This is a genomic window from Pseudomonas sp. 910_23 (assembly GCF_052850795.1).
Genome location: NZ_VXCZ01000004.1, coordinates 25,599 through 52,470, shown reverse-complemented (window position 1 = coordinate 52,470; position 26,872 = coordinate 25,599). Strand labels below are relative to the sequence as shown.

The following is a 26,872-nucleotide window of genomic DNA, read 5'->3' as shown; positions in this document are numbered from 1 at the left end:
GGCTGGCGTCGAGACTACCAAGCAAGCGCTTGGTTTGTAAACTGTGCGCACAAGTTTTACCCAAGCGCTTGCTTGGGTGGCGGCCACGGCCTAAATTGCCGCCCAAGATGTCAGCACAAGTGAAGGAGAGCAGCATGGATGAGCACAAAGCCCTGGGGGTGATGCGCGCCATGGTCGCCGGTGGCCGATTGACCGACCCCGAGAGCGCCCGGGGCAAATTGCTGCAAACCGCGGCTCACCTGTTTCGCAACAAGGGTTTTGAGCGCACGACCGTGCGTGACCTTGCCAGCGCCGTGGGCATACAGTCGGGCAGCATCTTTCATCATTTCAAGAGCAAGGACGAGATTCTGCGGGCGGTGATGGAAGAAACCATCCACTACAACACCGCAATGATGCGCGCCGCGCTGGAAGAGGCGAGCACTGTGCGCGAGCGTGTGCTGGCGCTGATTCGCTGCGAGTTGCAGTCGATCATGGGCGGCAGCGGCGAGGCCATGGCGGTGCTGGTCTACGAATGGCGTTCGCTGTCGGCCGAGGGCCAGGCCCAGGTGCTGGCCTTGCGCGACGTTTATGAAGATATCTGGTTGCAGGTATTGGGTGAGGCCAAGACCGCCGGGTATATCCGCGGTGACGTGTTTATTACTCGGCGCTTCCTGACGGGCGCGTTGTCCTGGACCACTACCTGGTTCCGTACCCAGGGCAGCCTGACCCTTGAAGAATTGGCCGAAGAGGCCCTGCTGATGGTGTTAAAGGCGGATTGAGGTGCACGTTATTAATTTGAGGGCGAACGTTGTCTCCCCCGATAAAAACGCCTAGCTTAGCGCCATCAGAATATTCAACGGTGTGTGCCTCGATGTTTTCGCCATGGCGGCTGGCTGCAGGACTTGCATTATGGGCACTGGGCAGCGCCGCGTGGACGCAGGCGGGCGCTGCGCAATTGGTGAGGATCGGCGCGGCGCACTTTCCGCCTTACACCGTACGTCCTGAACAAGGTGCCGATACCGGTTTGCTGCCGCAATTGATCGAGGCCCTGAACGCTGCGCAAACCGACTACCAGTTTGTCTTGGTGCCCACATCTATTCCCCGGCGTTTCCGCGATTTCGAGCAAGGCCGGGTCGACATGGCGATTTTCGAGAATCCGTCCTGGGGCTGGCGGGATATTGCCCATACCAGCGTCGACATGGGCCTGGAAGACGCAGAAATCTTCGTCGCCCAACGTCAGCCCGGTCGCGACGAAAGCTATTTTGCCGACCTTGCCGGCAAGCGCCTGGCAGTCTTCAGCGGCTATCACTATGCCTTTGCGGGTTTCAACCCGGATCCCAGGAACATGGCCCAGCACTTCAACGCCACCTTGACTTATTCCCATGACAGCAACCTGTTGATGGTCGCGCGTGGGCGGGCTGATATTGCCTTGGTGACGCGTTCGTATCTGAGTGATTTTCTGGTGCGCAATGTGGACATGGCCGGGCAATTTCTGGTGTCCGAGCGCATTGACCAGGTGTATCACCATTACGCGTTGCTGCGGCCCAAGGCACCGATCACGGCAGAGGCGTTTTCCGCATTGCTCAAGGGCTTGCGGGACAATGGGCAGATGCTGAAGATTTTCGAGCCGTATCGTATTGATCTGACGCCAGTGCCCTGAGGGGGATTTGAAACCTTTTGATGGGGCGCGAGGGAGCTGGCTCCCGTGACGGTCGGATAGCTGGCGCATATCTACCTGACACGCCAAGATCCAAATGTGGGAGGGGGCTTGCCCCCGATGGCGGCCTAAGAGCCGACCAGGATGTTGGATCAGACCGAGTACATATCCATTCCTGCGGTAACGGCCACTTAGGGTTCCGCTTTTACAGCGGGTCACTTTTGGAAAAGAGCCCCAAAAGTAACCAAAAAGGCTCTTGCCCCACCACTCGGCACCTCGCTTAGGCTCGGTGTGCCCGTAATCCGCCATGGATTTGGGGGGCCGCCGCCACGCGCCATCCATGGCGCGGGGCGGCTAAACCGGCATCCCTGCCGGTTTACCCCCCAAATCCATGGCGAATTACGGCCAGCGTGGTTTGACGGGGCGCCTGAGATCAAAAGCAGATCAAGATCAAGATCACGAGCGGCTCGCTTCGCATTGTGGTTACGGTTGGTTGCGGCTACACGAGTTGTGTGGATACCCATGCTCATCGGTACCAGCATCACGCCTCTGCTCCCGCAGCATGGGCCCGCCGCGCTCAAACCCTGCGCGCAAACGTATCGCTGTGGCTGCCCGACACCTTGCGGCAATGCACCAGCGCATCGCGAATCATGAAGTTTACCAATGTCGGCGAAACCCCCAACTCCTTGGCGATATCCTTTTGCGGCACGCCATGCAGGCGGTACATCTCGAACGCATAGCGGGTGCGCTGGGGCAGTTCCGTCAGGGCGTCGGCGATGTTTTCCAGGGTGTTGAAATTGATATGGGAGGTTTCCGGTGAAGCGCCGTGAATGACCACATTCAAGCCTTCCTCTTCGGTCCCCGAGTATTTGAGCTCCAGGGCCTGCTTGCGGTAATGATCGATCGCCAGGTTACGCACGATCTGGAACAGGTAACTCAGTTGGGCCTTGAACGATGAAGTGATCGTCGGCGCTGACTGCAACCGGAAGTAGGCGTCCTGTACCACGTCTTCGGCACGGGAGCGGCACCCGGTAATGCGTGCGGCGATCTTCACCAATATCAGTCGATTATCGACGAACGCCTGCAGAAGGGGTGAGTCGCACCTGCCTGTGGATACTTGTTCCGTCATGGAAATCACCTTGTCGCAAAAGAGGTTAGGGGAGGGCGTCCTTGCTGAGGCCTCCTACACATCGGGCAACAAATTATGCTGAATGATAATGATTGTCAAATGAGAAGGCGAACTAATCTTATGCCTTTGTGGAAGGTGTGAACTACGTCTCGCTCGCCGCCTGCGACTAATTATTTGCCGGGGCCGTCCGTTCTTCTGGGTGACAGGCTTGTTAACAAACGGCCAAGGATCAGCACCCGCAGGAGGAGCAGATGGGTTTTTATCGTGCATTGGGCATGTGTCAGTTTGGAGTGCTTGCGTGATGAATACGCCCGCCCGGCTGCGTCTGTTTTGCCTGCCCCACTCAGGCGCCAGCGCCTCGGTCTATGCTCGCTGGCGTCGCGTCCTGCCGGATTGGTTGCAGGTATGCCCGCTGGAATTACCCGGGCGCGGCAGGCGCATGGACGAGCCGTTGCAGCGCGATATCAAGGCTCTGGCGGCGCAATTGGCTGAGGAAATCAGCCGTGATCTCGACGGCCCTTATGCCTTGTTCGGCCACAGCCTGGGTGGGCTGTTGGCGTTCGAGTTGGCCCATGCCTTGAGCGCGCGCAATGTGCCTGCGCCCCTGGCGTTATTTGCTTCAGGCACGGCTGGCCCGGCGCGGCGCGATGTCAGCGAATACGCTATAGAGAAGACCGATGCCCAACTGATCGCCCGCCTGCGCGAGTTGCAAGGCACTGGCGAAGAAGCCCTAGCCAGCCCCGAGTTGATGCAGTTGATGTTGCCGATCCTGCGCGCCGACTTTCTGCTGTGCGGCAGCTTCATCTACGGCGAGCGCGAGCCGCTTGGCCTGCCAATCCATGTGTTTGGCGGCAAGCAGGACAGCGTACGCGCCGACCAGTTGCTCGACTGGCAACTCGACGCCGCCAGCGGTTTCTCCCTGGATATGTTCGACGGCCATCACTTCTTTCTCGTACAGCACGAAAGCGCCGTATTGCGCTGCCTTCGGCGCTATGCCGACGAGCACTTGGCGCGCTGGCGCATTGGCGCGGCACGGCAACTTGCCGCCGGCTGAACCTCACCGATTTCCCGAATTTCCCGTAAGCCGATTTCAGGCAGGAACCCCATGATGGACGCCTTCGAACTCCCCCGCACCCTGGTCCAGTCCCTTCAACGCCGCGCTGCGCAGACACCGGATCAGGTCGCGTTGCGCTTCCTTGCCGACAGCGCCGAGCACAGTGTGGTACTCAGCTACCGCGACCTGGACCAACGCGCCCGCACCATCGCCGCCGCCTTGCAAGCCAATGCCGGCCTGGGCGAACGGGCGGTGCTGCTGTTCCCCAGCGGCCCGGACTACGTCGCAGCGTTCTTTGGGTGCCTGTACGCCGGGGTGATCGCGGTGCCGGCGTATCCGCCGGAGTCCACGCGCCGCCATCATCAGGAGCGCCTGCTGTCGATCATCAGCGATGCCGAGCCGCGCCTGTTGTTGACGATTGCCAGCCTCAGCGAGGACCTGGCGCAGATTGAAAACGCGCCGCCGGTGCTGAGCGTGGACACCCTGGAGGCGCAGCTTGCCGAGCACTGGGTCGAGCCCCAATTGCAGGCCGACGACATCGCCTTCCTGCAATACACCTCGGGCTCCACCGCCTTGCCCAAGGGCGTGCAAGTCAGCCATGGCAACCTGGTGGCCAACGAAGTGCTGATCCGTCGTGGCTTCGGTATCGACCTCAACCCCGATGATGTGATCGTCAGCTGGTTGCCGCTGTACCACGATATGGGCCTGATCGGTGGTTTGCTGCAACCGATTTTCAGCGGCGTGCCCTGTGTGTTGATGTCGCCGGCCTATTTTCTCGCCCGACCGTTGCGTTGGCTGGAAGCGATCAGCGAATACGGCGGCACCATCAGTGGCGGTCCGGATTTCGCCTACCGCCTGTGCAGCGAGCGGGTCAGCGAGTCGGCCCTCGAACGCCTGGATTTGAGCCGCTGGCGCGTGGCCTATTCCGGCTCCGAGCCGATTCGCCTCGATACCCTGGAGCGCTTCGCGGAAAAATTCGCCGTCTGCGGTTTCACGCCGAACAACTTCTTCGCCTCCTACGGTTTGGCCGAAGCGACCCTGTTTGTTGCCGGCGGCACCCGTGGTTGTGGGATTCCCGCGATGCACGTGGACGAGCAAGCGCTGGCCGCCAACCGTGCCGAACCGGGGCAGGGCAGTGCGATCATGAGTTGCGGCACCAGCCAGCCGGACCACGCTGTGCTGATCGCCGACCCGCATACCCTCACCGAGCTTGCCGACAACTGTGTCGGCGAACTCTGGGCCACGGGGCCGAGTATCGCCCACGGTTACTGGCGCAACCCCGAAGCCAGCGCCAAGACCTTCGTCCAGCACGCCGGCCGCACCTGGTTGCGCACCGGTGACCTGGGTTTCATCCGCGACGGCGAGGTGTATATCACCGGTCGCCTCAAAGACCTGCTGATCGTGCGCGGCCACAACCTCTACCCCCAGGACATTGAACAGACCATCGAGCGTGAAGTGGAGGTGGTGCGCAAAGGTCGCGTCGCCGCCTTTGCCGTGAATGACCAGGGCCTGGAGGGCATCGGCATTGCTGCGGAAATCAGCCGCAGCGTGCAGAAAATCCTGCCGCCAGAAGCACTGATCAAAGCGATCCGCCAAGCGGTGGCCGAGTCCTGCCAGCAAGCCCCGAGCGTGGTGGTGCTGCTTAACCCCGGTGCGCTGCCGAAAACCTCCAGCGGTAAGGTACAGCGCGCAGCCTGCGCGATTCGCCACGCCGATGACAGCCTCGATAGCTATGCGCAATACCCCGGAGTACAAGAGGCTGCGAGCGGCGCGGCGCTGGCGTCTGATGTGCAACAACTGATCGCGGCGATCTGGTGCGAGCAATTGCAGCTGCCCAGCGTGGCCGCCGATGACCATTTCTTCCTGCTGGGTGGCAACTCCATCAGCGCCACCCAAGTGGTCGCCCGCCTGCGTGAAACCCTGGGCCTGGAACTGAACCTGCGCCTGCTGTTCGAGGCACCGACGCTGTCTGCCTTCGCGGCGGGCGTGGCGCAATTGCAACAGGACGGCGGCGTCGCCCAGGGCGTGATTCACGCGTTGTCGCGCCAGGAAGAGCTGCCCCAGTCTCTGGCACAGAACCGCCTGTGGATCACCTGGCAGTTGGACCCGCACAGCAGCGCCTACACCATTCCCGGTGCCTTGCACCTGCGTGGCGAGCTGGATGAAGAGGCGTTGCGCGCAAGCTTCCAGCAACTGATCCAACGCCACGAAGCCCTGCGTACGCGCTTTTACGAGCGCGATGGTCAGGGCTTTCAGCGTGTCGACGCCGCGACGGATTTTGCGCTGCAAGTCATCGACCTCAGTGACTTGCCCGCTGCCGAGCGCCAAGCGCGTGCGCAGCAGATTCGCGAAGATGAAGCGCGTACCCAGTTCGACCTGGAGAAAGGCCCGCTGCTGTGGGTTACCCTGGTGCGGCTGAACGATGAAGATCACCAACTGCTGGTGACGCTGCACCACATCATTGCCGACGGCTGGTCGCTGAATATCCTGATCGACGAGTTCTCGCGCCTATACGCCGCTGCTGTCCAAGGGCAGCCCCTTGAGCTGCCGCCGCTGGCCCTGCACTACGCCGACTACGGCAGCTGGCAGCGCCAATGGCTGGCCGAAGGCGAAGGCTCGCGCCAGCTGGCGTACTGGACAGCGCAGTTGGGTGAAGAGCATCCGGCCTTGAACCTGGCCACCGATCACCCGCGTTCGGCCCAGCATCGGCACAGCGCCTCGCGGCATAGCCTGCGTCTGGATACACGCCTCAGCGCCGCGATTCGCCAAACCGCCCAGGCTCATGAGTCGACCCCGTTCATGCTGTTGCTGGCGGCGTTCCAGACCTTGCTTCATCGCTACAGCGGCCAGCGCGATATTCGCATCGGCGTGCCCAATGCCAACCGCCCGCGCCAGGAAACCCAGGGCCTGATCGGTTTCTTTATCAACACCCTGGTACTGCGTGCCGAGCTGGACGGGCGCCTGCCGTTCGACCAACTGCTGGCCGCCACCCGCCACAGTGCGTTGGGGGCCCAGGCCCATCAGGACTTGCCCTTCGAACAATTGCTGGAAGCCTTCCCCCAGGCCCGTGAACAGGGCCTGTTCCAGGTGATGTTCAACCACCAGCAACGTGACCTGAGTGCCTTGCGCCGCTTGCCGGGGCTGTTGGCCGATGAACTGCCATGGCACAGCCGCGAAGCCAAGTTCGACCTGCAACTGCATAGCGAAGAAGACCGCAACGGGCGCTTCAGCCTGTCGTTCGACTACGCCGATGAGCTGTTCGAAAGCGCGACTATCCAGCGCCTGGCCGAGCACTACGTCAGCGTGTTGCAAGCGGTCTGCGAACAACCGCAACAGGCCATCGGCGACCTGTCGTTGATGCCGCCCGGCCAGCAGCAACCCTGGGGCGAAGCGCCCTGCGAGCCGGCCCGGCAGTGGCTGCCTGAGTTGCTCAGCCAACAGAATTCGGACGCCACTGCGCTGATCTGGCAGCACGGCAGCCTGACCTTCGCCCAACTGCATACCCAGGCCAACCGCCTGGCCCACTACCTGCGCGACAAAGGCGTCGGCCCGGACGTGTGTGTGGCCATCGCCGCCGAGCGTTCGCCGCAACTGCTGATCGGCCTGCTGGCCATCATCAAGGCCGGTGGCGCCTACGTGCCGCTCGATCCGGATTACCCTGCCGAGCGCCTGGCCTACATGCTCAAGGACAGTGGCGTACACCTGCTGCTGACCCAAACCGCGTTGCTGGAGCAGTTGCCGACTGCCGAAGGCGTGTGCGTGATTGCCATGGACAGCCTGCACCTCGACAACTGGCCGACCCAAGCGCCAGGCTTGCACCTGCACGCCGATAACCTTGCCTATGTGATCTACACCTCTGGATCCACCGGCCTGCCCAAAGGCGTGGGCAACACCCATGGCGCGCTGGCCGAGCGTTTGCAGTGGATGCAGGCCACCTATCAATTGAATGAAACCGATGTGCTGATGCAAAAGGCGCCGATCAGTTTCGACGTGTCGGTGTGGGAGTGTTTCTGGCCGCTGATCACCGGTTGCCGCCTGGTGCTCGCGGGGCCGGGTGAACACCGCGACCCGCACCGCATCGCGCAGTTGGTGCAGGAACATGGCGTGACCACGCTGCACTTTGTGCCACCGTTGTTACAGCTGTTTATCGATGAACCGCTGGCAGCCGAATGCACCAGCTTGCGCCGTATGTTCTCCGGCGGCGAAGCCTTGCCCGCCGAGTTGCGCAACCGCGTGTTGGCGCAGTTGCCGGCAGTGCAGTTGCACAACCGTTATGGCCCGACCGAAACCGCAATCAACGTCACCCATTGGCATTGCTCCGCCACCGATGGTGAGCGCTCGCCGATTGGTCGGCCGTTGGGCAATGTGATCTGCCGCGTGCTCGACGAGCAGCTCAACCCGCTGCCGGCCGGGGTGCCGGGCGAGTTGTGCATCGGCGGCATCGGCCTGGCGCGTGGTTATCTTGGTCGTGCCGGGCTGACGGCCGAACGCTTTGTTGCGGACCCCTTGGGTGCGGCGGGCGCACGCCTGTATCGCACCGGTGACCGGGCGCGCTGGAGTGCCGATGGCGTGCTTGAATACCTCGGGCGCCTGGACCAGCAGGTCAAAGTGCGTGGGTTCCGGGTGGAACCGGAAGAAATCGAAGCACGCCTGCTGGCCCAGGACGGTATCGCCCAAGCCGTGGTGCTGGTGCGCGACGCGCAGTTGATCGGCTATTACACCGCCCACACCGAACTGGATGAGCAACAGGTCAAAACCGCCCTGGCCGCCCAATTGCCGGAATACATGGTGCCCGCGCTGCTGATGCGCCTGGACGCCATGCCGCTGAGCCCCAGCGGCAAGCTCGACCGGCGCGCCTTGCCCGAGCCGGTCTGGCAAACCCGCGAACACGTCGAACCGCACACGCCTTTGCAGCTGCAAATCGCCGCGATCTGGCGCGAGGTCTTGGGCCTGCCGCGCATTGGCCTGCGCGATGACTTCTTCGCCTTGGGCGGGCACTCGTTGCTGGCCACGCAAATCATCTCGCGCACCCGCCAGGCGTGTGACGTCGAGCTGCCGTTGCGCACCCTGTTCGAAGCCAGTGAGTTGGGCGCCTTTGTCGAGCAGGTCGGGCTGATCCTGGCGGCGGGGCAGCGCAATCAACAAAGCGCAATCGCCAAGGTCGACCGCAGCGCGCCGGTGCCGTTGTCCTATTCCCAGCAGCGCATGTGGTTCCTCTGGCAGATGGAACCGGACAGCCCGGCCTACAACGTCGGCGGCATGGCGCGCCTGCGCGGCGTGCTGGATGTGCAACGTTTCGAGGCGGCGTTGCAGGCATTGATCATGCGTCACGAAACCCTGCGTACCACCTTCCCGAGCGTTGACGGCGTGGCGTGCCAGAAGGTCGCACCGCAGACCGGCGTGCGCATGGATTGGCAGGACTTCTCAGCGCTGAGCGAAACCGAGCGCCAACAGCGTTTGCAGCAACTGGCGGATCAAGAAGCGCACACCCCGTTCAACCTGGAAACCGGGCCGCTGCTGCGGGCCTGCCTGGTCAAGGCCGGCGAGCAGGAACACTACCTGGTGCTGACCCTGCACCATATCGTCACCGAAGGCTGGGCCATGGACATCTTTGCCCGTGAACTCAGCGCCTTGTACGAAGCTTTTATTGATGAACGCGATTCGCCGCTGGCGCCGCTGCCGGTGCAGTACCTCGACTACAGCGTGTGGCAGCGCCAGTGGCTGGAGTCCGGCGAGCGCCAACGCCAGCTGGATTACTGGACCGCGCAACTGGGCACTGAACATCCTCTGCTGGAACTGCCCGGTGATCGCCCACGGCCTGCGGTACAAAGCCACCAGGGCGAGCTGTACCGCTTTGACCTGAGCGATGAGTTGGCGGCCCGCGTGCGCGCCTTCAATGCCGAGCGCGGCCTCACGCTGTTCATGACCATGACCGCCACCCTGGCCGTGTTGCTCTACCGCTACAGCGGCCAGACCGACCTGCGCATCGGTGCGCCGGTCGCCAACCGCATTCGTCCGGAAAGCGAAGGGCTGATCGGCGCGTTCCTCAACACCCAGGTGCTGCGTTGCCAGCTCGATGGGCAGATGAGTGTCGCCCAGCTGTTCGAGCAAGTCCGTCATACGGTGATCGAGGGCCAGTCTCACCAGGACCTGCCGTTCGATCATCTGGTGGAAGCCCTGCAACCGGCGCGAAGTGCCGCGTATAACCCACTGTTCCAGGTGATGTGCAACGTGCAGCGCTGGGAGTTCCAGCAGAGCCGCCAACTGGCGGGCATGACCGTCGAGTACCTGGCCAACGATGCGCGGGCGACCAAGTTCGACCTTAACCTGGAAGTTACCGACCTCGACCATCGCCTGGGTTGCTGCCTGACCTACAGCACCGACCTGTTTGATGAACCGCGCATTGCGCGCATGGCCGAACATTGGCGCAACCTGTTGCACGCCTTGATCGCCAACCCGCAGCAGCGTCTCAGCGAATTGCCGTTGTTGAGCGCAGATGAACAGCGCGCATTGCAGGACAGCCTCGGGGTTGAGAAGGGCGAGCATCGCCTCGACCAATGCATCCATCAGCTGTTCAGCCATCAAGCCAGCCAGCGTGCCGATGCCCCAGCGCTGACCTTTGCCGGTATGACCCTCACTTATGCAGAGTTGGACGCCCGCGCCAACCGCCTGGCCTGGATGCTGCGCGAGCGCGGGGTGGGCCCGCAGGTACGGGTCGGCCTGGCACTGCCGCGCTCGCTGGAAATGGTCATCGGCCTGCTGGCGATCCTCAAGGCCGGTGGCGCCTACGTGCCGCTGGACCCGGAATACCCGTTGGACCGCCTGCATTACATGATCGAGGACAGCGACATCGGCCTGCTGCTCAGCGATGCGGCGATGTTCGAAGCCCTCGGCGAATTACCGACGACCGTGGCGTGCTGGTGCCTGGAAGACGACCTGCCGGTGCTGGAGAATTACCCTGCCGATGCGCTGCCGTTTGTGAGCCTGGCGCAACACCAGGCGTACCTGATCTATACCTCCGGCTCCACTGGCAAGCCCAAGGGCGTGGTGGTGTCCCACGGTGAAATCGCCATGCATTGTCAGGCGGTGATCGAACGGTTCGGTATGCGTCCGGATGACTGCGAGCTGCACTTTTATTCGATCAACTTCGACGCTGCCACCGAGCGTTTGCTGGTGCCGCTGCTCAGCGGTGCCCACGTGGTATTGCGCGCCCAGGGCCAGTGGGATGCCGAAGAAATCTGCGCGCTGATTCGTACCCATCGCATCAATGTCCTTGGCTTTACCCCCAGCTATGGCAGCCAGTTGGCGCAGTGGCTGGCGACCCGGCAGCAGACCTTGCCGGTGCGCATGTGCATCACCGGTGGCGAAGCCTTGACCGGCGAGCACCTGCAACGTATTCGTGCGGCGTTCATGCCTGAGGTGTTCTTCAACGCCTATGGCCCCACCGAAACCGTGGTGATGCCGCTGGCCAGCCTGGCGCCGCAGCAGTTGGAGGAGGGCGCCGGCAGCGTGCCGATTGGCAGCATCATCGGTGAGCGCGTGGCCTACATTCTCGACGCCGACCTGGCGCTGGTGCCCCAAGGCGCCAGTGGTGAGTTGTATATCGGCGGTGCCGGCCTGGCCCAGGGCTACCACCGCCGGCCAGGGATGACGGCGGAGCGGTTTGTCGCTGATCCGTTTACCGCCAAGGGCGGGCGCCTGTACCGCACCGGCGACCTGGTGCGTCAACGCGCCGATGGCCTGGTGGAATACCTGGGCCGTATCGACCACCAGGTGAAGATTCGCGGTTTCCGTATCGAGTTGGGCGAGATTGAAACGCGCTTGCTCGAACATGCCGCCGTGCGCGAAGCGGTAGTGCTGGCCCTGGATGCACCGAGCGGCAAGCAACTGGTGGCGTACCTGGTCAGCGATGCCGAGCCTGTCGCCTTGCGCGAGGCGCTGAAGGCGCACCTCAAGGCGCAACTGCCGGACTACATGGTGCCTGCGCATTTGATCGTGCTGGACAGTATGCCGCTGACCGCCAACGGCAAGCTCGACCGCCGCGCCTTGCCTGAGCCGGACCCTGAGGCCAATCGCCAAGCCTACGTGGCGCCCCGCAATGCGCTGGAACACCGCCTGGCCGCCATCTGGTGCGCGGTGTTGAATGTGCAGCAAGTCGGCCTCGACGATAACTTCTTTGAGCTGGGCGGTGACTCGATCCTGTCGATCCAGGTGGTCAGCCGGGCGCGCCAGGCCGGGATCCATTTCAGCCCCCGTGACCTGTTCCAGCACCAGACCGTGCAAACCCTGGCCGCTGTCGCCACCCGTTCGCAGCAGGTCACCGCCGAGCAAGGTGTATTGACCGGCAGCTCTGGGCTTACGCCGATCCAGCATTGGTTCTTCGACACCGATATTACGGCGCGCCAGCACTGGAACCAGGCGCTGGTGCTCAAGCCGTTGCTACTGCTCGACCCCCATCGCCTGGAGCAAGCGTTGCTGGCGGTGCTGGAACATCACGACGCGCTGCGCCTGAGCTTCACCCGGCGCGACGCGCAGTGGCATGCCGAACACCTGGCCGTGCCGGAAGGCGGCGTGCTGATGCAGGCGCAGGTGCGCGACGTGGAGCAATGCACCGCGCTGTTCACCGATACCCAGCGCAGCCTCGACCTTGAGCACGGGCCGCTGTTGCGTGCGTTGCTGGTGGACGGGCCGCAGGGCCAGCAGCGCTTGCTGATCGCGATCCATCACCTGGTGGTCGATGGCGTGTCGTGGCGTGTATTGCTGGAGGATCTGCAAAACGTTTATCGCCAACTCAGTGACGGCCAGTCTGTCAGCCTGCCGGCCAAGACCAGCGCGTTGCGCGATTGGGCCGCGCGTTTGCAGGCGTACGCCGGCAGCGAATCCCTGCGCGAAGAGTTAAGCCTGTGGCAGGACCAGTTGGCCGGCCCGGCCGTGACACTGCCGGTGGCACGCGCGCAAGGCAGCTTGCGCAATCGTGACGCCGAGACGGTCAGCGTGCGCCTGGACGCAGAGACCACGCGCCAACTGTTGCAGCAAGCGCCGAGCGCCTACCGCACCCAGGTCAACGACTTGTTGTTGACGGCCCTGGCCCGCGTGCTGTGCCGCTGGAGCGGCCACGACTCGGCGTTGATTCAGCTGGAAGGCCACGGCCGCGAACCGTTGTTCGATGAGATCGACCTGACGCGCAGCGTCGGTTGGTTCACCAGTGCCTACCCGTTGCGTCTGACCCCGCTGGCCGAGCAGGGCGCCTCGATCAAGGCGATCAAGGAGCAACTGCGCGGCGTGCCGCACAAGGGCTTGGGCTACGGCGTGCTGCGCTACCTGGCGGACGACCTGTGCAAACGCAGCATGGCGGCATTGCCAGGCGCCGACATCACCTTCAACTACCTCGGTCAGTTCGACCAGAGCTTTGGCGCTGAGGCGCTGTTCCACCCGCTGGATGAGTCCGCCGGCCTGGCCCATGACCCGGATGCACCGCTGCCCAATGAGCTGAGTGTCGACAGCCAGGTCTACGGCGGTGAGCTGGTGCTGCGCTGGACCTTCAGTCGTGAGCGCCACGATGCGCACACCATCCGCAACCTGGCGGACGCCTACCTGGCCGAACTGCGCAGCCTGATCGCCCATTGCCTGCAGGACGATGCCGGAGGCCTCACACCGTCCGATTTCCCCCTGGCGCACCTGACCCAGGCGCAACTGGATGCCTTGCCGGTTCCGGCCAGCGCCATCGAAGACGTCTACCCGCTGACCCCGATGCAAGAGGGCCTGTTGCTGCATACCTTGCTGGAACCGGGCACCGGCCTGTATTACATGCAGGACCGTTACCGCATCAACAGTGCCCTGGACCCCGAGCGTTTCGCCCAGGCCTGGCAAGCGGTGATCGCCCGCCATGAAGCCTTGCGCGCTTCGTTCTGCTGGAACGTCGGCGAAGACATGCTGCAAGTGATCCACAAGCCCGGCAGTACGCCGATTGAATACCTGGACTGGAGCGCCGAGCCGCAGGATGAGCAGGAACCGCGTCTGCAAGCGTTGCTCAAGGCCGAGCGTGAAGCCGGTTTCGATCTGCTCAACCAGGCTCCGTTCCACTTGCGCCTGATCCGCGTGGGCGAGGCACGTTACTGGTTCATGATGAGCAACCACCACATCCTCATCGATGCCTGGTGCCGTTCGCTGCTGATGAATGATTTCTTCGATATCTACATGGCCCTGGGCGAGGGTCGCGATGCGCAACTGGCGACGCCGCCGCGCTACCGCGACTACATTGCCTGGCTGCAACGCCAGAACCTCAATGAAGCGCGCCAGTGGTGGCAACACAACCTGCAAGGCTTCGAACGCACCACGCCGATCCCGAGCGATCGCCCGTTCCTGCGCGAACATGCCGGCGGTAGCGGCGGCATGGTGGTGGGCGACTGCTACACCCGTCTCGATGCCCGTGACGGTGCGCAACTGCGTGAACTGGCGCAGGCGCACCAGCTCACCGTCAACACCTTTGCCCAGGCGGCATGGGCATTGGTGCTGCGTCGCTTGAGTGGCGATCGCGATGTGTTGTTCGGTGTCACCGTGGCCGGGCGCCCGGTAGAGATGCCCGAGATGCAACGTACCGTCGGCCTGTTTATCAACAGCATCGCACTGCGGGTGAAACTGCCCGAGGACGGCCAGCCTTGCAGCGTGCGCCAGTGGTTGAGCGCCTTGCTCGACAGCAATATGCAGCTGCGCGAGTACGAATACCTGCCGCTGGTGACCATCCAGGAGCACAGCGAATTGCCCAAGGGCCAGCCGTTGTTCGACAGCCTGTTTGTGTTCGAAAACGCCCCGGTGGAAGTCTCGGTGCTGGACCGTGCGCAAAGCCTGAATGCCACGTCCGATTCCGGGCGCACCCACACCAACTTCCCGCTGACTGCCGTGTGTTATCCAGGGGACGACCTTGGTTTGCACCTGTCCTACGACCAGCGCTACTTCGACGAAAGCACCGTGCAAGGCATGCTCAGTGAGTTCAAGCGCCTGCTGCTGGCGCTGGTGCAAGGCTTCCATGGCGACATGGCTGATTTGCCGCTGATTGGCGAGCAGGAACGTGAATTCCTGGTGGAAGGCTGTAACCAGAGCGCACATGCCTACCCGCTGGAGCGCAGCTACATCGAGTTGTTCGAGCAACAGGTGGCGCAGCATCCGCAGCGTATCGCCGCCAGTTGCCTCGACCAGCAATGGAGCTATGACGAGCTGAACCGCCGCAGCAATGGCCTGGGCCACGCGCTGATTGCGGCGGGTGTGGGCCTGGACCAACCGGTGGCGTTGCTGGCTGAACGTGGGTTGGACCTGCTGGGCATGATCATCGGCAGTTTCAAGGCCGGCGCTGGCTACCTGCCGCTGGATCCGGGGCTGCCGGGTCCGCGCCTGAGCCGCATCATCGACCTGAGCCGCACGCCCTTGCTGGTGTGCACCGAGGCGTGCCGGGAACAGGCCATCGAACTGCTCGAAGGGGTCGATTGCCAACTGCTGGTGTGGGAGGAAATCCCTGCCCGTGGCGAAAACCCAGGCTTCTATAGCGGCCCGGACAACCTCGCCTACGTGATCTATACCTCGGGCTCCACCGGCTTGCCCAAGGGCGTGATGGTCGAACAGCGCGGGATGCTCAATAACCAGTTGAGCAAGGTGCCGTATCTGGGGCTGAGCGACGCGGATGTGATCGCCCAGACCGCTTCGCAAAGCTTTGATATTTCCGTCTGGCAGTTCCTCGCCGCGCCGCTGTTTGGTGCGCGGGTAGATATTGTGCCGAACACCATTGCCCATGATCCGCAGGGGTTGCTGGCGCACGTTCAAGCACAGGGCATCACTGTGCTGGAGAGTGTGCCGTCGCTGATCCAGGGCATGTTGGCCCAGGAGCGTATCGGCCTCGATGGCCTGCGCTGGATGCTGCCCACCGGTGAAGCCATGCCACCGGAACTGGCGCACCAGTGGTTGCTGCGCTATCCGCAGATAGGTCTGGTTAACGCTTATGGCCCGGCGGAGTGCTCGGATGATGTGGCGTTCTTCCGCGTTGACCTGGCCTCGACCCGTGGCACTTACCTGCCGATAGGTACGCCGACCGACAACAACCGTTTGTACCTGCTCGACGGTGCGCTCGACTTGGTGCCCCAGGGCGCAGTCGGTGAACTGTGTGTCGCCGGCACCGGTGTCGGCCGCGGTTATGTCAGCGATCCGCTACGCACCGCCCAAGTCTTTGTGCCCAACCCATTTGGCGCACCGGGCGAACGTCTCTACCGCACCGGCGACCTGGCGCGGCGCCGCAGCGATGGCGTGCTGGAGTACGTCGGGCGGATCGACCATCAGGTGAAGATTCGCGGCTACCGCATCGAACTGGGTGAAATCGAAGCGCGCCTGCACGAACAACCGGAAGTGCGTGATGCGGCGGTCGGCGTTCAGGAGGGCGTTAACGGCAAGCATCTGGTTGGCTACCTGGTGGCAGCCGATGAGCCGTTGAACGCTGGCGAGCGTCTGGACCGCATCAAGCAACGCCTGCGTGCCGAACTGCCGGAGTACATGGTGCCGCTGCACTGGCTTTGGCTTGAGCGCCTGCCACTCAACGCCAACGGCAAACTCGACCGCAAGGCCCTGCCGGCCCTGGAGATCGGCCAACTGCACAGCCAGGACTACCTGGCGCCGCGCAATGAACTGGAAACCACCCTGGCCGGAATTTGGGCCGAGGTGTTGAAGGTTGAAAGGGTTGGGGTGCAGGACAACTTCTTCGAACTGGGCGGGCACTCCTTGCTGGCTACGCAGATCGCCTCGCGGGTGCAGAAAACCTTGCAGCGCGATGTGCCGCTGCGGGCGATGTTCGAGTGCAGCACGGTGGCGGAGTTGGCTGAGTATATCGACGGGTTGGCCGCTAATGAAATCAGTGCCGAGAAGGTGGATCGGTTGAGTGATTTGATGGCGGAGTTGGAGGTGCTTTAATCTTCGTTGTCTGTCAGGGCCTCATCGCAGGCAAGCCTGCTCCCACATGTTGAGTTGTGAATACATTCAAATGTGGGAGCTGGCTTGCCTGCGATGGCGCCTGCGAGGGCGGCGCTTATTTTGGCCCGAGAATCTTCACTAACTTCTCCGGCGAAGGCGCCCCCTGTTGCTGCTGCAATCCACCCTTGTCATCCAGATAGAAAATCGCCGGCGTTGCTGACAACTCCAGTTCATCCATCAACTTCATATTGGCATCGAGCTTGGCCTCGACCTCGGCCGGGATCTTCTCCAGCGCCTTGAGCTTACTGCCCTTGCCGGCGGCTTCGTGTTCTTGCAGGGCTTTTTGCGGGTCTTTGGCGGCGAGCAGGGCGGCGGATTTGCCTGGGCTGTCTTCGCGGATGATGCCGACCATGATGTGGCGCAACTGTACCTTGCCGGCCTTGACCCACGGCCGCGCCTGTTCCCAGAACATGTTGCAGTACGGGCAGTTGGGGTCGCTGAACAGGTACACGGTACGCGGGGCGTTTTTGTCGCCGTCCTGGATCCAGCTGCTTTTTTCCATCTTTGCCCAGACTTCCTTGGCCATGGGTGCGTACACCAGTTTTTCCAGGGGCGCGGTGCTCAGGTCATTGCCCTGGGCGTCGTACAGGTTGCCGGCGATCACGTTTTTGCCGTCGGCGGTCAGGTACAGGGCCATGCCACGGTTCTGGTACTGGGCAGCGTAGCCGGTGAGGCCGCTGGGGGCATCGAATTTACCGATGATCCTGGCGCCCTTGGCTTCGATCTGTTTGATCGGCGCCGGCCAGTCTTCGGCCTGGGCCAGGGAGGCGGCGAGCGTCAAGGGCAGCAGGGTCAGCAGGTGGCGGAGGCGAGGCATGTCGGTTTCCTTGTCGTGGTGTCATCGAAGGGTTCCATGGCCCGGGCCAGGCTGGCTTCGGAGAGTTCGCCCAGGTGGCTGTTGATCAGGCGCCCATCGGCTTGGTAGAACAGCGTGGTCGGCAGGGCCATGGAGCCCACGGCCTGGCCGAGGCGGCCGCTGGCGTCGAACAGCACGTTGTCCAGGTTCAGGCCCTGGGTGGCCAGGTAGGTGCTGACGCTTTGCATGCTCTCGGCCTGGTTGACGAACAGAAAGGTCACGTCGGGGCGCATACGCTGGGCGTTTTCCAGCACGGGCATTTCGCGCCGGCACGGCGGGCACCAGGTGGCCCACAGGTTGATCACCAGCGGGCCACCCTGGTAATCCGCCAGTTGCACCACCTCGCCATTGGCGTTGCGCAGGGTGATGTCCGGCAGGCGCGTGCCTTTTTCATACAGGCTGAGGGACAGGCTGGCCATGCCCCAGAACAACAGACCGGTGATCACCCCGGCGCTGAGCGGCTTGCGCAGGGCCGGGCGACGCCAGCCATACGCCAGCGCGCCGAGCACCAGCGCGATGATGCCGGGCCAGGCGAGGAAGCCACCGTCACGCAGGTCGACCATCTCGACCCAGTCGTTGCTGTAATAACTCCAGTACATCAGCACGAAGCTGACGCGGGCGGCCAACATGCCCAGCAGGAACAGGCTGAACAGCACCGATTCGGGGTTCTCACCGCCACGCTTTGCCACGCGCCAGCCCACCAGGGTGGCGAGAATCAGCGCGCTGATCAGCAGGATGTGATTCAGGGCGATGGCGAATGTGCCGATGGTCAGGGTCAACATCAGCGCGCGTCTCGGGTTTGCGTCCAGCGTTGCAGGAAGGCGGCGGCATCCACTTCGCCGGTGATGCGTTGGGCGCGACGTTCATCACCGTCCGGGCCGATCCACACGAAGCTCGGTGGCCCCGGCACCTTGTAGCGGCCCAGCAGTTCGCGGCTGGCAGCGTTGTCGGCGGTGACGTCCAGGCGTAGCAGGCGCACGTCTTTGAGCGCGTCCATCACCTCGGGTTTGCCGAACACCTGTTTTTCCATGATCTTGCACGACACGCACCAGTCAGCGTAGTAATCCAGCAGCACCCATTGGCCCTGGGCCTTGGCGCTGTCGAGCTGGCTTTGCAGCACGGCCGGGTCATTGATGGTGGTGAAGGCATCGTGAGCGCTCGGTGCACCGGCGACCTTTGAGCCGCTGTAAACCTTCAACGGTTGCCACAGCTCATCGCTGCCACCGGCTGCGCCCACCACCAGTACCGCGCCCCACAGGCCCAGCACCAGGGAACCTGCGCCGAACACCTTGGCGGCCAGGCCGAACTCACGGGCCAGTGTCCAGCCGCAGTACGCCATCACCAGCGCCAACGCACCCCACACGCCGATCCACAGGCTGTCGCCGACCACTGGGCGAATCATCAGCACGGCGGTGCCCAGGAACAGGAAGCCGAAGATACCCTTGAGCACGTTCATCCAGGTGCCCGGCTTGGGCAGGAAGCGATTGCCCACGGTCACCAGCAGCAACAGCGGAATGCCGATACCGATGCCCATGGCGAACAGGATCAGGCCACCGTGCAGCGCATTGCCGCTCTGGGCGATATACAGCAGGGCGCCGGCCAGGGGCGCGGTCATGCACGGGCCCACCAGCAGGCCGGACAGCGCGCCGAGCACACCGGCACCCACCAGGCTGCCACCGCTTTGCTGGCGGCTAACGTTATCGAGACGGTCGCGCAGGAAGGCGGGCAACTGCAATTCAAAGAAGCCGAACATCGGCAGGGCCAGCAGCACGAACAGCGCGGCAAAGCTGCCAAGTATCCACGGGGTTTGCAGCAGCGCGGCGAGGTTGGCGCCAAGCAGCGCGGCCATCACACCCAGGCCCGCATACACCAGTGCCATGCACACCACGTAGCTACCGGCCAAGGCAAAACCACGGCGCGGGCTGGCGCCACTGCCGACTACCAGGCCGGCGAGAATCGGCAGCATCGGCAGCGAGCAGGGCGCAAACGCCAACAACAGGCCCAGGCCAAAGAAGATCAGCAGGCTCCAGCCCAGGCTGCGTTGTTGCAGGCCGCTGGCCAGGCTTTGGTCCTGGGCCTGCGCGGTAGCGGCTACGGCCGGGTTGCCGCCCAGGTCCACGGTGATCGACTGCGGCGGATAGCACAGGCCTGCATCGGCACAGCCTTGCCAGCCCAGCTTGACATTGCCGGTGGCGCCGGCCGGGATCTTCACTTCCAGGCCCTGGCGATACACTTGCTGTTCGCCGAAGAACTCATCGCTATGGGCTTCACCCTGGGGCAGCACGGGTTGTTCGGCCAAACCGTCGAACTTCATGCGCTGCTGGTACAGGTAGTAACCGTCGGCTATCTGCCAATACAGTTGGGTTTCGCCACTTTCAAGGCGTTCGGAGGTAAAGGTGAAGGCTTTGCCCACCGGGAGGAAATCGGGTTTGGTTTCGAAGGGGTTGCCCGGCGCTGCCTGGGCGAATCCCGCGAACAATACCAGCAGAAAGGTAAACAGATGCCGCATGGTCAAGCCTTAGTTCGATGCAAGTGAGGCACACAATGTGTGGCGCTGATTAACCGATGATTAACCGGACGCTATTCTAGGGGGCGTTCTCAATTAGTTTCCCCGTCGCGCCGGGTCTGCTGTTGTGCAGGGCAAGGCGCGAGAAGCGTGGTTTGGTCATTCCAAATAAGCTTCGAGCAACGCAGCCCTGCACAACAGCAGGCCCGGCCCTTCGGGTTGTGCCTTAAAGCGGGCCAGCCTGCGTTGCAGGCCTTGGAAAGGGAACAACCATTCCCTGCGGCCTGCGCCTTGCCTGGCCCGCTTTAAGGCGACAACGCGGCGGGGAAACTAATTGAGAACGCCCCCTAGAGTGTAGGGATAATCTGATGTTGTGAACTTTAGCGGCATAATGCGCGCTTAATCTGGCGCTTTTCTAATCACCCCCATCTTTCATGAAGGGTTCAGCATGCACGTACTGGTCTGTGAAGACGACGAACTGATCGCCAGCGGTATCGTGGCCGGCCTCGGTGCCCAGGGCTTTACGGTCGAGCGCGTGGCCACGGCCGCAGCCGCCAGGGCGATGCTCAAGGCCGCAGCGTTCGACATCATGGTGCTCGACCTCGGCCTGCCTGACGAAGATGGCCTCAAGCTGCTGCAACAACAGCGCAGCCAGGGCCTGGAAATTCCCGTGCTGATCCTCACCGCGCGGGACTCGGTGACCAACCGCGTCGACGGCCTGCAAGCTGGCGCCGATGACTACCTGCTCAAGCCCTTCGACCTGCGCGAACTCGCCGCCCGCCTGCAAACCCTGTTGCGCCGGGTGGCGGGGCGCAGTGTCAATCTCATCGAGCACGGCCGCCTGGCCTACGACCCCAGCAGCCGCGAGACCTTCCTGGATGGCCAGCCGGTGGACCTGTCCCGTCGCGAACAGGCGCTGTTGCAGGCGCTGCTGCACAACAAGGGCCGTGTGTTGTCCAGCGAGCAGCTCAAGGACAGCATCTACGGGTTCAGTGATGAGCTGGAAAGCAACGCGCTCAACGTGCATATCCATCACCTGCGGCGCAAGTTGGGCAATGGCATCGTCGAGACCGTCAGGGGCTTGGGCTATCGCCTGGGGCCGGCTGATGCAGGAGAGAACACTCAGTGATGAGCTTGCGTCTGCGCCTGACGTTCAAGCTGGGCGCCGCTTTTGTGCTGATCTGGGTGCTGGCGGCCGCCTGGATGCTCAACGATTTGCGCAACCAGATGATGTTCTCCCTCGACCAGCGCCTGGTGGCCTCGGCGCGCATGGTAGCCGGGCTCACCGAGCAGATGCCGGGTTTGGCCAGCGTCAGCGGTGGTGCACATTTGCGCACCGAACAGTTGAATGTGCCGGGGGGCATGGCCTGTCAGGTCAGCTCCTTGCGCGGCGAGATCCTTGCACGCAGCCACACGACCCCGGATGAAGGTCTGGAGTCGCGCAGGAGTGGTTTTCGTGACCAGATGATTGATGGCGTGGGTTGGCGCAGTTTCACCCTGTCCCGGGGCGACCTGCTGATCACCACCGCAGACCGCCAGGTGGAGCGTGAGGCACTCAACCTGTCGATCCTGCTGGCAGCATCGGTACCGGTCGGCGTGGCATTGCTCGGTTGCCTGTGCCTGTTGTGGCTGGGCATCGGCCAGAGCCTGGTGCCGCTCAATCGTATGCGCGACGCCTTGATGCGCCGCAGCGCCGACTCTCTCGAACCCTTGCAGATTCACCCGTTGCCCAGCGAGCTCAAGCCGTTGCTCGACACCCAGAACCAACTGTTGCAGCGCATCGCCAAGACCATCGAGCGCGAGCGCCGCCTGACCGGTGACGCGGCCCATGAACTGCGCAGCCCGTTGACGGCAATCAAGACCCACCTGCAAGTGGCGCGCATGACCGAAGGTGCGGCGCGCGACCAGTCGCTGGCGCACGCCGAGGAGGGCGCCGACCGCTTGCATCGCACGCTGGAGCAATTGTTGCTGTTGGCGCGGGTGGAGGGCAGCTTGTCGTTTGACGATGGCTTGCAGTCCAGTGCCGAAGAAGTCGCCAGGTTGGCGATCCAGGACGCCAATGCCGGTGACAATTCCCGTATCGATCTTATTCTTGCGCCGGACCTCTCCCACGTTCCGGTAGAAATGCCCGTAGGCCTCGCCGTCGCGGCCTTGCGTAACCTGCTGGACAACGCGTTGCGCCATACCCCCGCCGATACCCGCGTGGAACTGCACGTGTTTTCTTCCCCGGATAACGTGGTGTTCCGCGTGCGTGACCATGGCAAGCAGATCTCCAGCGAAGACCTGCAATACCTTACCCAGCGCTTCTGGCGTAATGGCAACAGCGAAGGCTGCGGCCTGGGCCTGGCGATCGTGCAGGCGATTGTGCAGCGCTGCGCCTGCTCGCTTGAGTTCGACAGCCAGCCGGACGGCTTGCGGGTTGAGCTGGGTATGCCGCTGCGCCGCTGAACCTTGCTTTTCATGTGCCAAGTAATTACCGCCCGCCTGACATTCAACCCTTCAGGATGGCGGTAATTTTTTTGCGCTTGAACGGGCCGAATGATTCGGCCTGAAATGAAAAGGACGGTTCTTATGTTGGTTATTGACACCAGTTTCCCTGCCAGGGATTTCAACGACCGCCAAGGTGAATCCGTGCAGCAGGTTATTCTGCACTACACCGCGGCGCCTTTTGCTTCGTCCCTGCGTACCCTTACGCAACACGGCGTCAGCGCCCACTATCTGCTGCCCGACCCCGATGAATCCAGCTACCGCGCCGCGGGTTATGAAGAGTTGCGCGTGTTTCGCCTGGTGGATGAGGACAAACGCGCCTGGCACGCGGGAGTGAGCCATTGGGCGGGGAGGGATGACCTCAACAGCCGCTCGATTGGCGTTGAAATCGTCAACCTGGCGCGGGATGACGCGGGGGTATTTACCTTTCCCGAATACTCCCCGGCACAGATCGATGCGTTGATTGCATTAGTCCGCGACGTGCTTGCACGTTATCCGCAGGTCGGCCCGACTGACCTGATCGGGCATTCGGATGTGGCCTATTGGCGCAAGAGTGATCCGGGGCCGCGGCTGCCCTGGCGTGTTCTGAATGAGGCCGGTATTGGGGCCTGGTTTGATGAGCCAACACGGGCGATGTACCAGCGCCGCTTTTGTGTCGGCTTGCCACCAGAGGTTGAGGTAGAGCGGGCGTTTCAGCGTTTTGGCTACAAGCCCGCGCAGAATCGCCGAGCCTTTGAACAGCGCACCCGGGCGTTCCAGATGCACTTTCGGGCTAGGGATTATTGCGGGTTCCTGGATGCAGAGAGCTGCGCGATCTTGTATGCACTGAACGACAAATACCGCGGGCTATGAAGTGTGGGAGGAGGCTTGCTCCCACATTTGCATCTTCATTCATCAGTTATCGATCGCCGCCCCCTAAATCCTGTTCTAGCTGATGCGTTTCCAGAACAGGAAATCCGTGCGCATGCCCTTGGGCCAGCCGCCAACGGATCGGCAGTTTGGTCATCATCAGCGTATTGAGGGATCGAGAGATGTCAGTCGCTACCAGCCGTATCGAAGACGCCCTGGCGCCTGCGGAAACGCTCTACCAGTTTGACGAAACCCCGCTGCTGGCCCGCCAGCGCCAGCAGGAGTCCAACGCCCGCAGCTACCCGCGGCGTATCCCCCTGGCGCTCAAACGCGCCAAGGGCCTGTATGTGGAAGACGTCGAGGGGCGGCGTTTCATCGACTGCCTGGCCGGCGCCGGCACCCTGGCGCTGGGGCATAACCATCCGGTGGTGATCCAGGCGATCCAGCAAGTCTTGAGCGACGAGTTGCCGCTGCACACTCTGGACCTGACCACACCGGTCAAGGATCAGTTCGTGCAGGACCTGTTCGGCTTGCTGCCATCGGAACTGGCGCGGGAAGCGAAAATCCAGTTCTGCGGCCCCACCGGCACCGATGCGGTGGAAGCCGCGTTGAAGCTGGTGCGCACCGCCACCGGGCGCAGCACTGTGCTGTCGTTCCAGGGCGCTTATCACGGCATGAGCCAGGGGGCGTTGAGTTTGATGGGCAGCCTGGGGCCGAAGAAGCCGCTGGGGGCGTTGTTGGGCAATGGCGTGCAGTTCCTGCCATTTCCGTATGACTACCGCTGCCCGTTCGGGCTGGGCGGCGCCCAGGGTGTGCGGGCCAACCTGCACTACCTGGAAAACCTGCTCAACGATCCCGAAGCCGGGGTGGTGCTGCCGGCGGCGGTGATTGTCGAAGTGATTCAGGGTGAAGGCGGCGTGATCCCTGCCGACCTCGATTGGTTGCGTGGCTTAAGGCGTATCACCGCGCAAGCGGGGGTGGCGCTGATCGTCGATGAAATCCAGAGCGGCTTTGGGCGTACCGGCAAGATGTTTGCCTTCGAACACGCCGGCATCATTCCGGATGTGGTGGTGATGTCCAAGGCCATTGGCGGCAGCCTGCCGCTGGCGGTGGTGGTGTATCGCGACTGGCTCGACACCTGGCTGCCGGGTGCCCATGCCGGGACGTTCCGCGGCAACCAGATGGCGATGGCGGCGGGCTCGGCGGTGATGCGCTACCTCAAGGATCACGACTTGGCCAGTCATGCGGCGGCCATGGGCGAGCGTCTGTGCGAGCACCTGCGCATCCTGCAGCGCGACTTCCCGCAGTTGGGGGATATCCGTGGTCGTGGGCTGATGCTGGGGGTGGAGCTGGTGGATCCGACGGGCCCGCTTGATAGCCTGGGGCACCCGCCGGTGCATCGCCTGTTGGCACCGCTGGTGCAGCGTGAGTGCCTCAAGCGCGGGCTGATCCTGGAGATGGGCGGGCGCCATGGCGGCGTGGTGCGCTTTCTGCCACCGCTGGTGATCACCGCGGCCGAAGTCGACCAGGTGGCCGAGATCTTCGGGCGCGCCTTGGCGGCGGCGGTTGCCGGCGTTTAATTTTTGCGGTGCCTGGTACGTTTCTACAGATATCAGCGCTGCGCGTGGTGCGCAGCCAGCCTTTGAGCGATGGAGAACAGCAATGACCTCAGTATTTGACCGCGACGACATCCTGTTTCAGGTAGTGGTCAACCACGAAGAGCAGTATTCGATCTGGCCCGACTACAAGGCCGTGCCTGAAGGCTGGCGAACCGTGGGCAAGAGTGGCATGAAGAAGGAGTGCCTGGCGTATATCGAGGAAGTGTGGACGGATATGCGTCCGTTGAGCTTGCGCCAGAAGATGGACGGCGCCGCCCTCGCCAACTGATTCACTTGGGCCCGACTGTGGGAGGGGGCTTGCTCCCGATAGCGGTGTATCAGTCAGCCAATGTTCAACTGAAACACTGCTATCGGGAGCAAGCCCCCTCCCACATCAAGCATTAGTGCAGGGTGTGGGTGTAGAGGTAATCCGTCGCCAACGACGCCAGCGTCCTCACGCCCACCACCAACGCCGACTCATCCACAAAGAACCCAGGGTTGTGATTCGGCGCCGCCTTGCTCATGTCCTGGTCCCTCGGTGTCACCCCCAGGAAGACAAACAGCCCCGGTGCCTCTTTGGCATAGAACGAGAAGTCTTCGGCGCCACCCACCAACGGGCCTTGCACCACATCACCCTGAGCCGCCCAGCGCAGGCTCGGCAGCATTTTCTCGGTCAGCGCCGGGTTGTTGATGGTGGGGTCGTACTTCTCGATGATCGTCACTTCGGCCTTGGCGCCACCGCTTTCGGCGATTTTCTCTACGGTTTGACGCACGTCTGCATGCAGCTTCTGGCGAATGCCGTAGTCGTAGGAGCGAATGGTGCCGCTCATGTCTACCGACTCGGGGATGATGTTGTAGCGGGTACCACCGTTGATGGTGCCGATGCTCACGACAGAGGGGAATGACGAAATATCGGTACGGCGGCTGACCACGGTCTGCAGGCCGACAATGGTTTGCGCGCCAACGGTGATCGGGTCGATACCGTCCCAGGGGCGGCCGGCGTGGGTCTGTTTGCCGAGGATCCTGATGCGCAGGTCGTCGGAGCTGGCCAGGGTCGGGCCTGGGCGGTAGGCGATTTGCCCGGCAGGCACACCGGCCCACACATGCAGGCCGAACACCGCGTCAGGCTTGGGCGCTTTCATCACGCCTTCCTGCACCATCATCTTCGCGCCCCAGGTGTTCTTGCCGTCGGGGATAAAATCGCTGGGGCCTTCTTCGGCCGGTTGGAAATAAAACACCACGGTGCCGGGCAGGCGGTCGCGCATCCCGGTAAGAATCTTCGCAGTGCTCAGCAGGATGGCGGTATGGGCGTCGTGACCGCAGGCGTGCATCACATCGACTTCCTTGCCCAGGTAGGTGCCCTTGGCTTTGGAGGCGAAGGGCAGGTCGGCGACTTCCTTGACCGGCAGCGCATCCATGTCGGCGCGCAGGGCCACGGTCGGGCCGGGCAGCGCGCCTTTCAATATGGCAACGACGCCGGTGCGGGCCACCCCGGTCTTCACCTCAAGGCCGAGTTCGCGCAATTGTTTGGCGACCAACTCGGCGGTGCGGGTTTCGGTATTGCCCAGTTCCGGATGGGCGTGGATGTCGCGGCGGGTTTCCAACAGGCTGGGTTCGAGTATTTTTGCCTGGGAGGCAATGGTTTCCCTGGCACCGTCCTGGCCGCTGCTGGCGGCAATCACTGCACTGCTCGTGACCGCGCAGAGCAAACCCAAAACCCATTGGTGTGTCAGACCGTTCATTCGCATA

Annotated in this window: 14 protein-coding genes; 9 read left to right on the top strand and 5 right to left on the bottom strand. The window is 62.9% G+C overall.

The genetic code is table 11. From position 1 onward, the window contains the following. Nucleotides 1–134 precede the first annotated feature (134 nt). Both FW800_RS05885 and FW800_RS05880 read left to right on the top strand, forming a co-directional pair. Nucleotides 135–758: a TetR/AcrR family transcriptional regulator gene (locus FW800_RS05885; protein WP_005789994.1), complete on the top strand. Its 624-nt coding sequence runs from the start codon at nt 135–137 to the stop codon at nt 756–758. A 92-nt stretch (nt 759–850) separates the two neighbouring features. Beyond that, nucleotides 851–1,639 carry a substrate-binding periplasmic protein gene (locus FW800_RS05880; RefSeq protein ID WP_078821952.1) on the top strand — a complete coding sequence of 263 codons (789 nt, stop codon included), beginning with the start codon at nt 851–853 and terminating at the stop codon, nt 1,637–1,639. 574 nt (nt 1,640–2,213) lie between these two features. Here the strand turns inward: FW800_RS05880 and FW800_RS05875 are convergent. Beyond that, entirely contained in the window at nt 2,214–2,765 is a 552-nt protein-coding gene (locus tag FW800_RS05875) for an RNA polymerase factor sigma-70 (RefSeq protein ID WP_005789991.1), read from the bottom strand. Nucleotides 2,766–3,066: 301 nt separating this feature from the next. Between FW800_RS05875 and FW800_RS05870 the strand changes: the two genes are divergently transcribed. Together FW800_RS05870 and FW800_RS05865 are read left to right on the top strand one after the other, a co-directional pair. Beyond that, the gene (locus FW800_RS05870) at nt 3,067–3,819 is read left to right on the top strand and encodes a thioesterase II family protein (RefSeq protein WP_446437207.1); all 753 of its coding nucleotides are present in this window, start codon (nt 3,067–3,069) and stop codon (nt 3,817–3,819) included. Nucleotides 3,820–3,870: 51 nt separating this feature from the next. After that, complete coding sequence (locus tag FW800_RS05865) at nt 3,871–16,767, top strand: non-ribosomal peptide synthetase (RefSeq protein WP_446437206.1); 12,897 nt, start codon at nt 3,871–3,873, stop codon at nt 16,765–16,767. A gap of 115 nt (nt 16,768–16,882) precedes the next feature. On the opposite strand, the gene dsbG is transcribed toward FW800_RS05865, so the two are convergent. Genes dsbG through dsbD form a run of 3 tightly spaced genes read right to left on the bottom strand, consistent with a single transcriptional unit; the run spans nt 16,883 to nt 20,192 of the window. After that, the gene (gene dsbG / locus FW800_RS05860) at nt 16,883–17,644 is read right to left on the bottom strand and encodes a thiol:disulfide interchange protein DsbG (protein WP_032880097.1); all 762 of its coding nucleotides are present in this window, start codon (nt 17,642–17,644) and stop codon (nt 16,883–16,885) included. Next, nucleotides 17,620–18,465, bottom strand: coding sequence for a TlpA disulfide reductase family protein (locus FW800_RS05855; protein ID WP_032880099.1), 846 nt, complete (start codon nt 18,463–18,465; stop codon nt 17,620–17,622). The genes dsbG and FW800_RS05855 overlap by 25 nt, the downstream gene beginning before the upstream one ends. After that, a complete protein-coding gene (gene dsbD, locus FW800_RS05850) occupies nt 18,465–20,192 on the bottom strand; it encodes a protein-disulfide reductase DsbD (RefSeq protein WP_446437205.1) in 1,728 nt (575 codons plus the stop codon). Before dsbD ends, FW800_RS05855 begins: the two co-directional genes overlap by 1 nt. Nucleotides 20,193–20,637: 445 nt before the next feature. Between dsbD and FW800_RS05845 the strand changes: the two genes are divergently transcribed. The 5 genes from FW800_RS05845 (at nt 20,638) to FW800_RS05825 (ending at nt 25,412) form a co-directional block, all read left to right on the top strand. Further along, nucleotides 20,638–21,318 carry a response regulator gene (locus tag FW800_RS05845; protein WP_005789979.1) on the top strand — a complete coding sequence of 227 codons (681 nt, stop codon included), beginning with the start codon at nt 20,638–20,640 and terminating at the stop codon, nt 21,316–21,318. Continuing rightward, complete coding sequence (locus FW800_RS05840) at nt 21,318–22,637, top strand: ATP-binding protein (protein ID WP_446437204.1); 1,320 nt, start codon at nt 21,318–21,320, stop codon at nt 22,635–22,637. The genes FW800_RS05845 and FW800_RS05840 overlap by 1 nt, the downstream gene beginning before the upstream one ends. Before the next feature lie 123 nt (nt 22,638–22,760). Continuing rightward, nucleotides 22,761–23,528 (top strand): N-acetylmuramoyl-L-alanine amidase, encoded by a 768-nt coding sequence (locus FW800_RS05835; RefSeq protein WP_103733704.1) that lies wholly within the window; start codon nt 22,761–22,763, stop codon nt 23,526–23,528. Between the two features lie 179 nt (nt 23,529–23,707). Further along, entirely contained in the window at nt 23,708–25,105 is a 1,398-nt protein-coding gene (locus tag FW800_RS05830; protein ID WP_078821945.1) for an aspartate aminotransferase family protein, read from the top strand. An 82-nt stretch (nt 25,106–25,187) separates the two neighbouring features. Beyond that, nucleotides 25,188–25,412 carry an MbtH family protein gene (locus tag FW800_RS05825; RefSeq protein WP_003192847.1) on the top strand — a complete coding sequence of 75 codons (225 nt, stop codon included), beginning with the start codon at nt 25,188–25,190 and terminating at the stop codon, nt 25,410–25,412. A gap of 112 nt (nt 25,413–25,524) precedes the next feature. Here the strand turns inward: FW800_RS05825 and FW800_RS05820 are convergent, their stop codons facing one another. Continuing rightward, nucleotides 25,525–26,871, bottom strand: a complete 1,347-nt coding sequence (locus tag FW800_RS05820; protein WP_446437203.1) for an amidohydrolase — start codon at nt 26,869–26,871, stop codon at nt 25,525–25,527. Nucleotide 26,872: the final 1 nt, after the last annotated feature.

Coding starts and splice junctions, on each gene's coding strand:
- FW800_RS05885 (WP_005789994.1), top strand. CDS start 135: ATGGATGAGCACAAAGCCCTGGGGGTGATGCGCGCCATGGTCGCCGGT.
- FW800_RS05880 (WP_078821952.1), top strand. CDS start 851: ATGTTTTCGCCATGGCGGCTGGCTGCAGGACTTGCATTATGGGCACTG.
- FW800_RS05875 (WP_005789991.1), bottom strand. CDS start 2,765: ATGACGGAACAAGTATCCACAGGCAGGTGCGACTCACCCCTTCTGCAG.
- FW800_RS05870 (WP_446437207.1), top strand. CDS start 3,067: ATGAATACGCCCGCCCGGCTGCGTCTGTTTTGCCTGCCCCACTCAGGC.
- FW800_RS05865 (WP_446437206.1), top strand. CDS start 3,871: ATGATGGACGCCTTCGAACTCCCCCGCACCCTGGTCCAGTCCCTTCAA.
- dsbG (WP_032880097.1), bottom strand. CDS start 17,644: ATGCCTCGCCTCCGCCACCTGCTGACCCTGCTGCCCTTGACGCTCGCC.
- FW800_RS05855 (WP_032880099.1), bottom strand. CDS start 18,465: ATGTTGACCCTGACCATCGGCACATTCGCCATCGCCCTGAATCACATC.
- dsbD (WP_446437205.1), bottom strand. CDS start 20,192: ATGCGGCATCTGTTTACCTTTCTGCTGGTATTGTTCGCGGGATTCGCC.
- FW800_RS05845 (WP_005789979.1), top strand. CDS start 20,638: ATGCACGTACTGGTCTGTGAAGACGACGAACTGATCGCCAGCGGTATC.
- FW800_RS05840 (WP_446437204.1), top strand. CDS start 21,318: ATGAGCTTGCGTCTGCGCCTGACGTTCAAGCTGGGCGCCGCTTTTGTG.
- FW800_RS05835 (WP_103733704.1), top strand. CDS start 22,761: ATGTTGGTTATTGACACCAGTTTCCCTGCCAGGGATTTCAACGACCGC.
- FW800_RS05830 (WP_078821945.1), top strand. CDS start 23,708: ATGTCAGTCGCTACCAGCCGTATCGAAGACGCCCTGGCGCCTGCGGAA.
- FW800_RS05825 (WP_003192847.1), top strand. CDS start 25,188: ATGACCTCAGTATTTGACCGCGACGACATCCTGTTTCAGGTAGTGGTC.
- FW800_RS05820 (WP_446437203.1), bottom strand. CDS start 26,871: ATGCGAATGAACGGTCTGACACACCAATGGGTTTTGGGTTTGCTCTGC.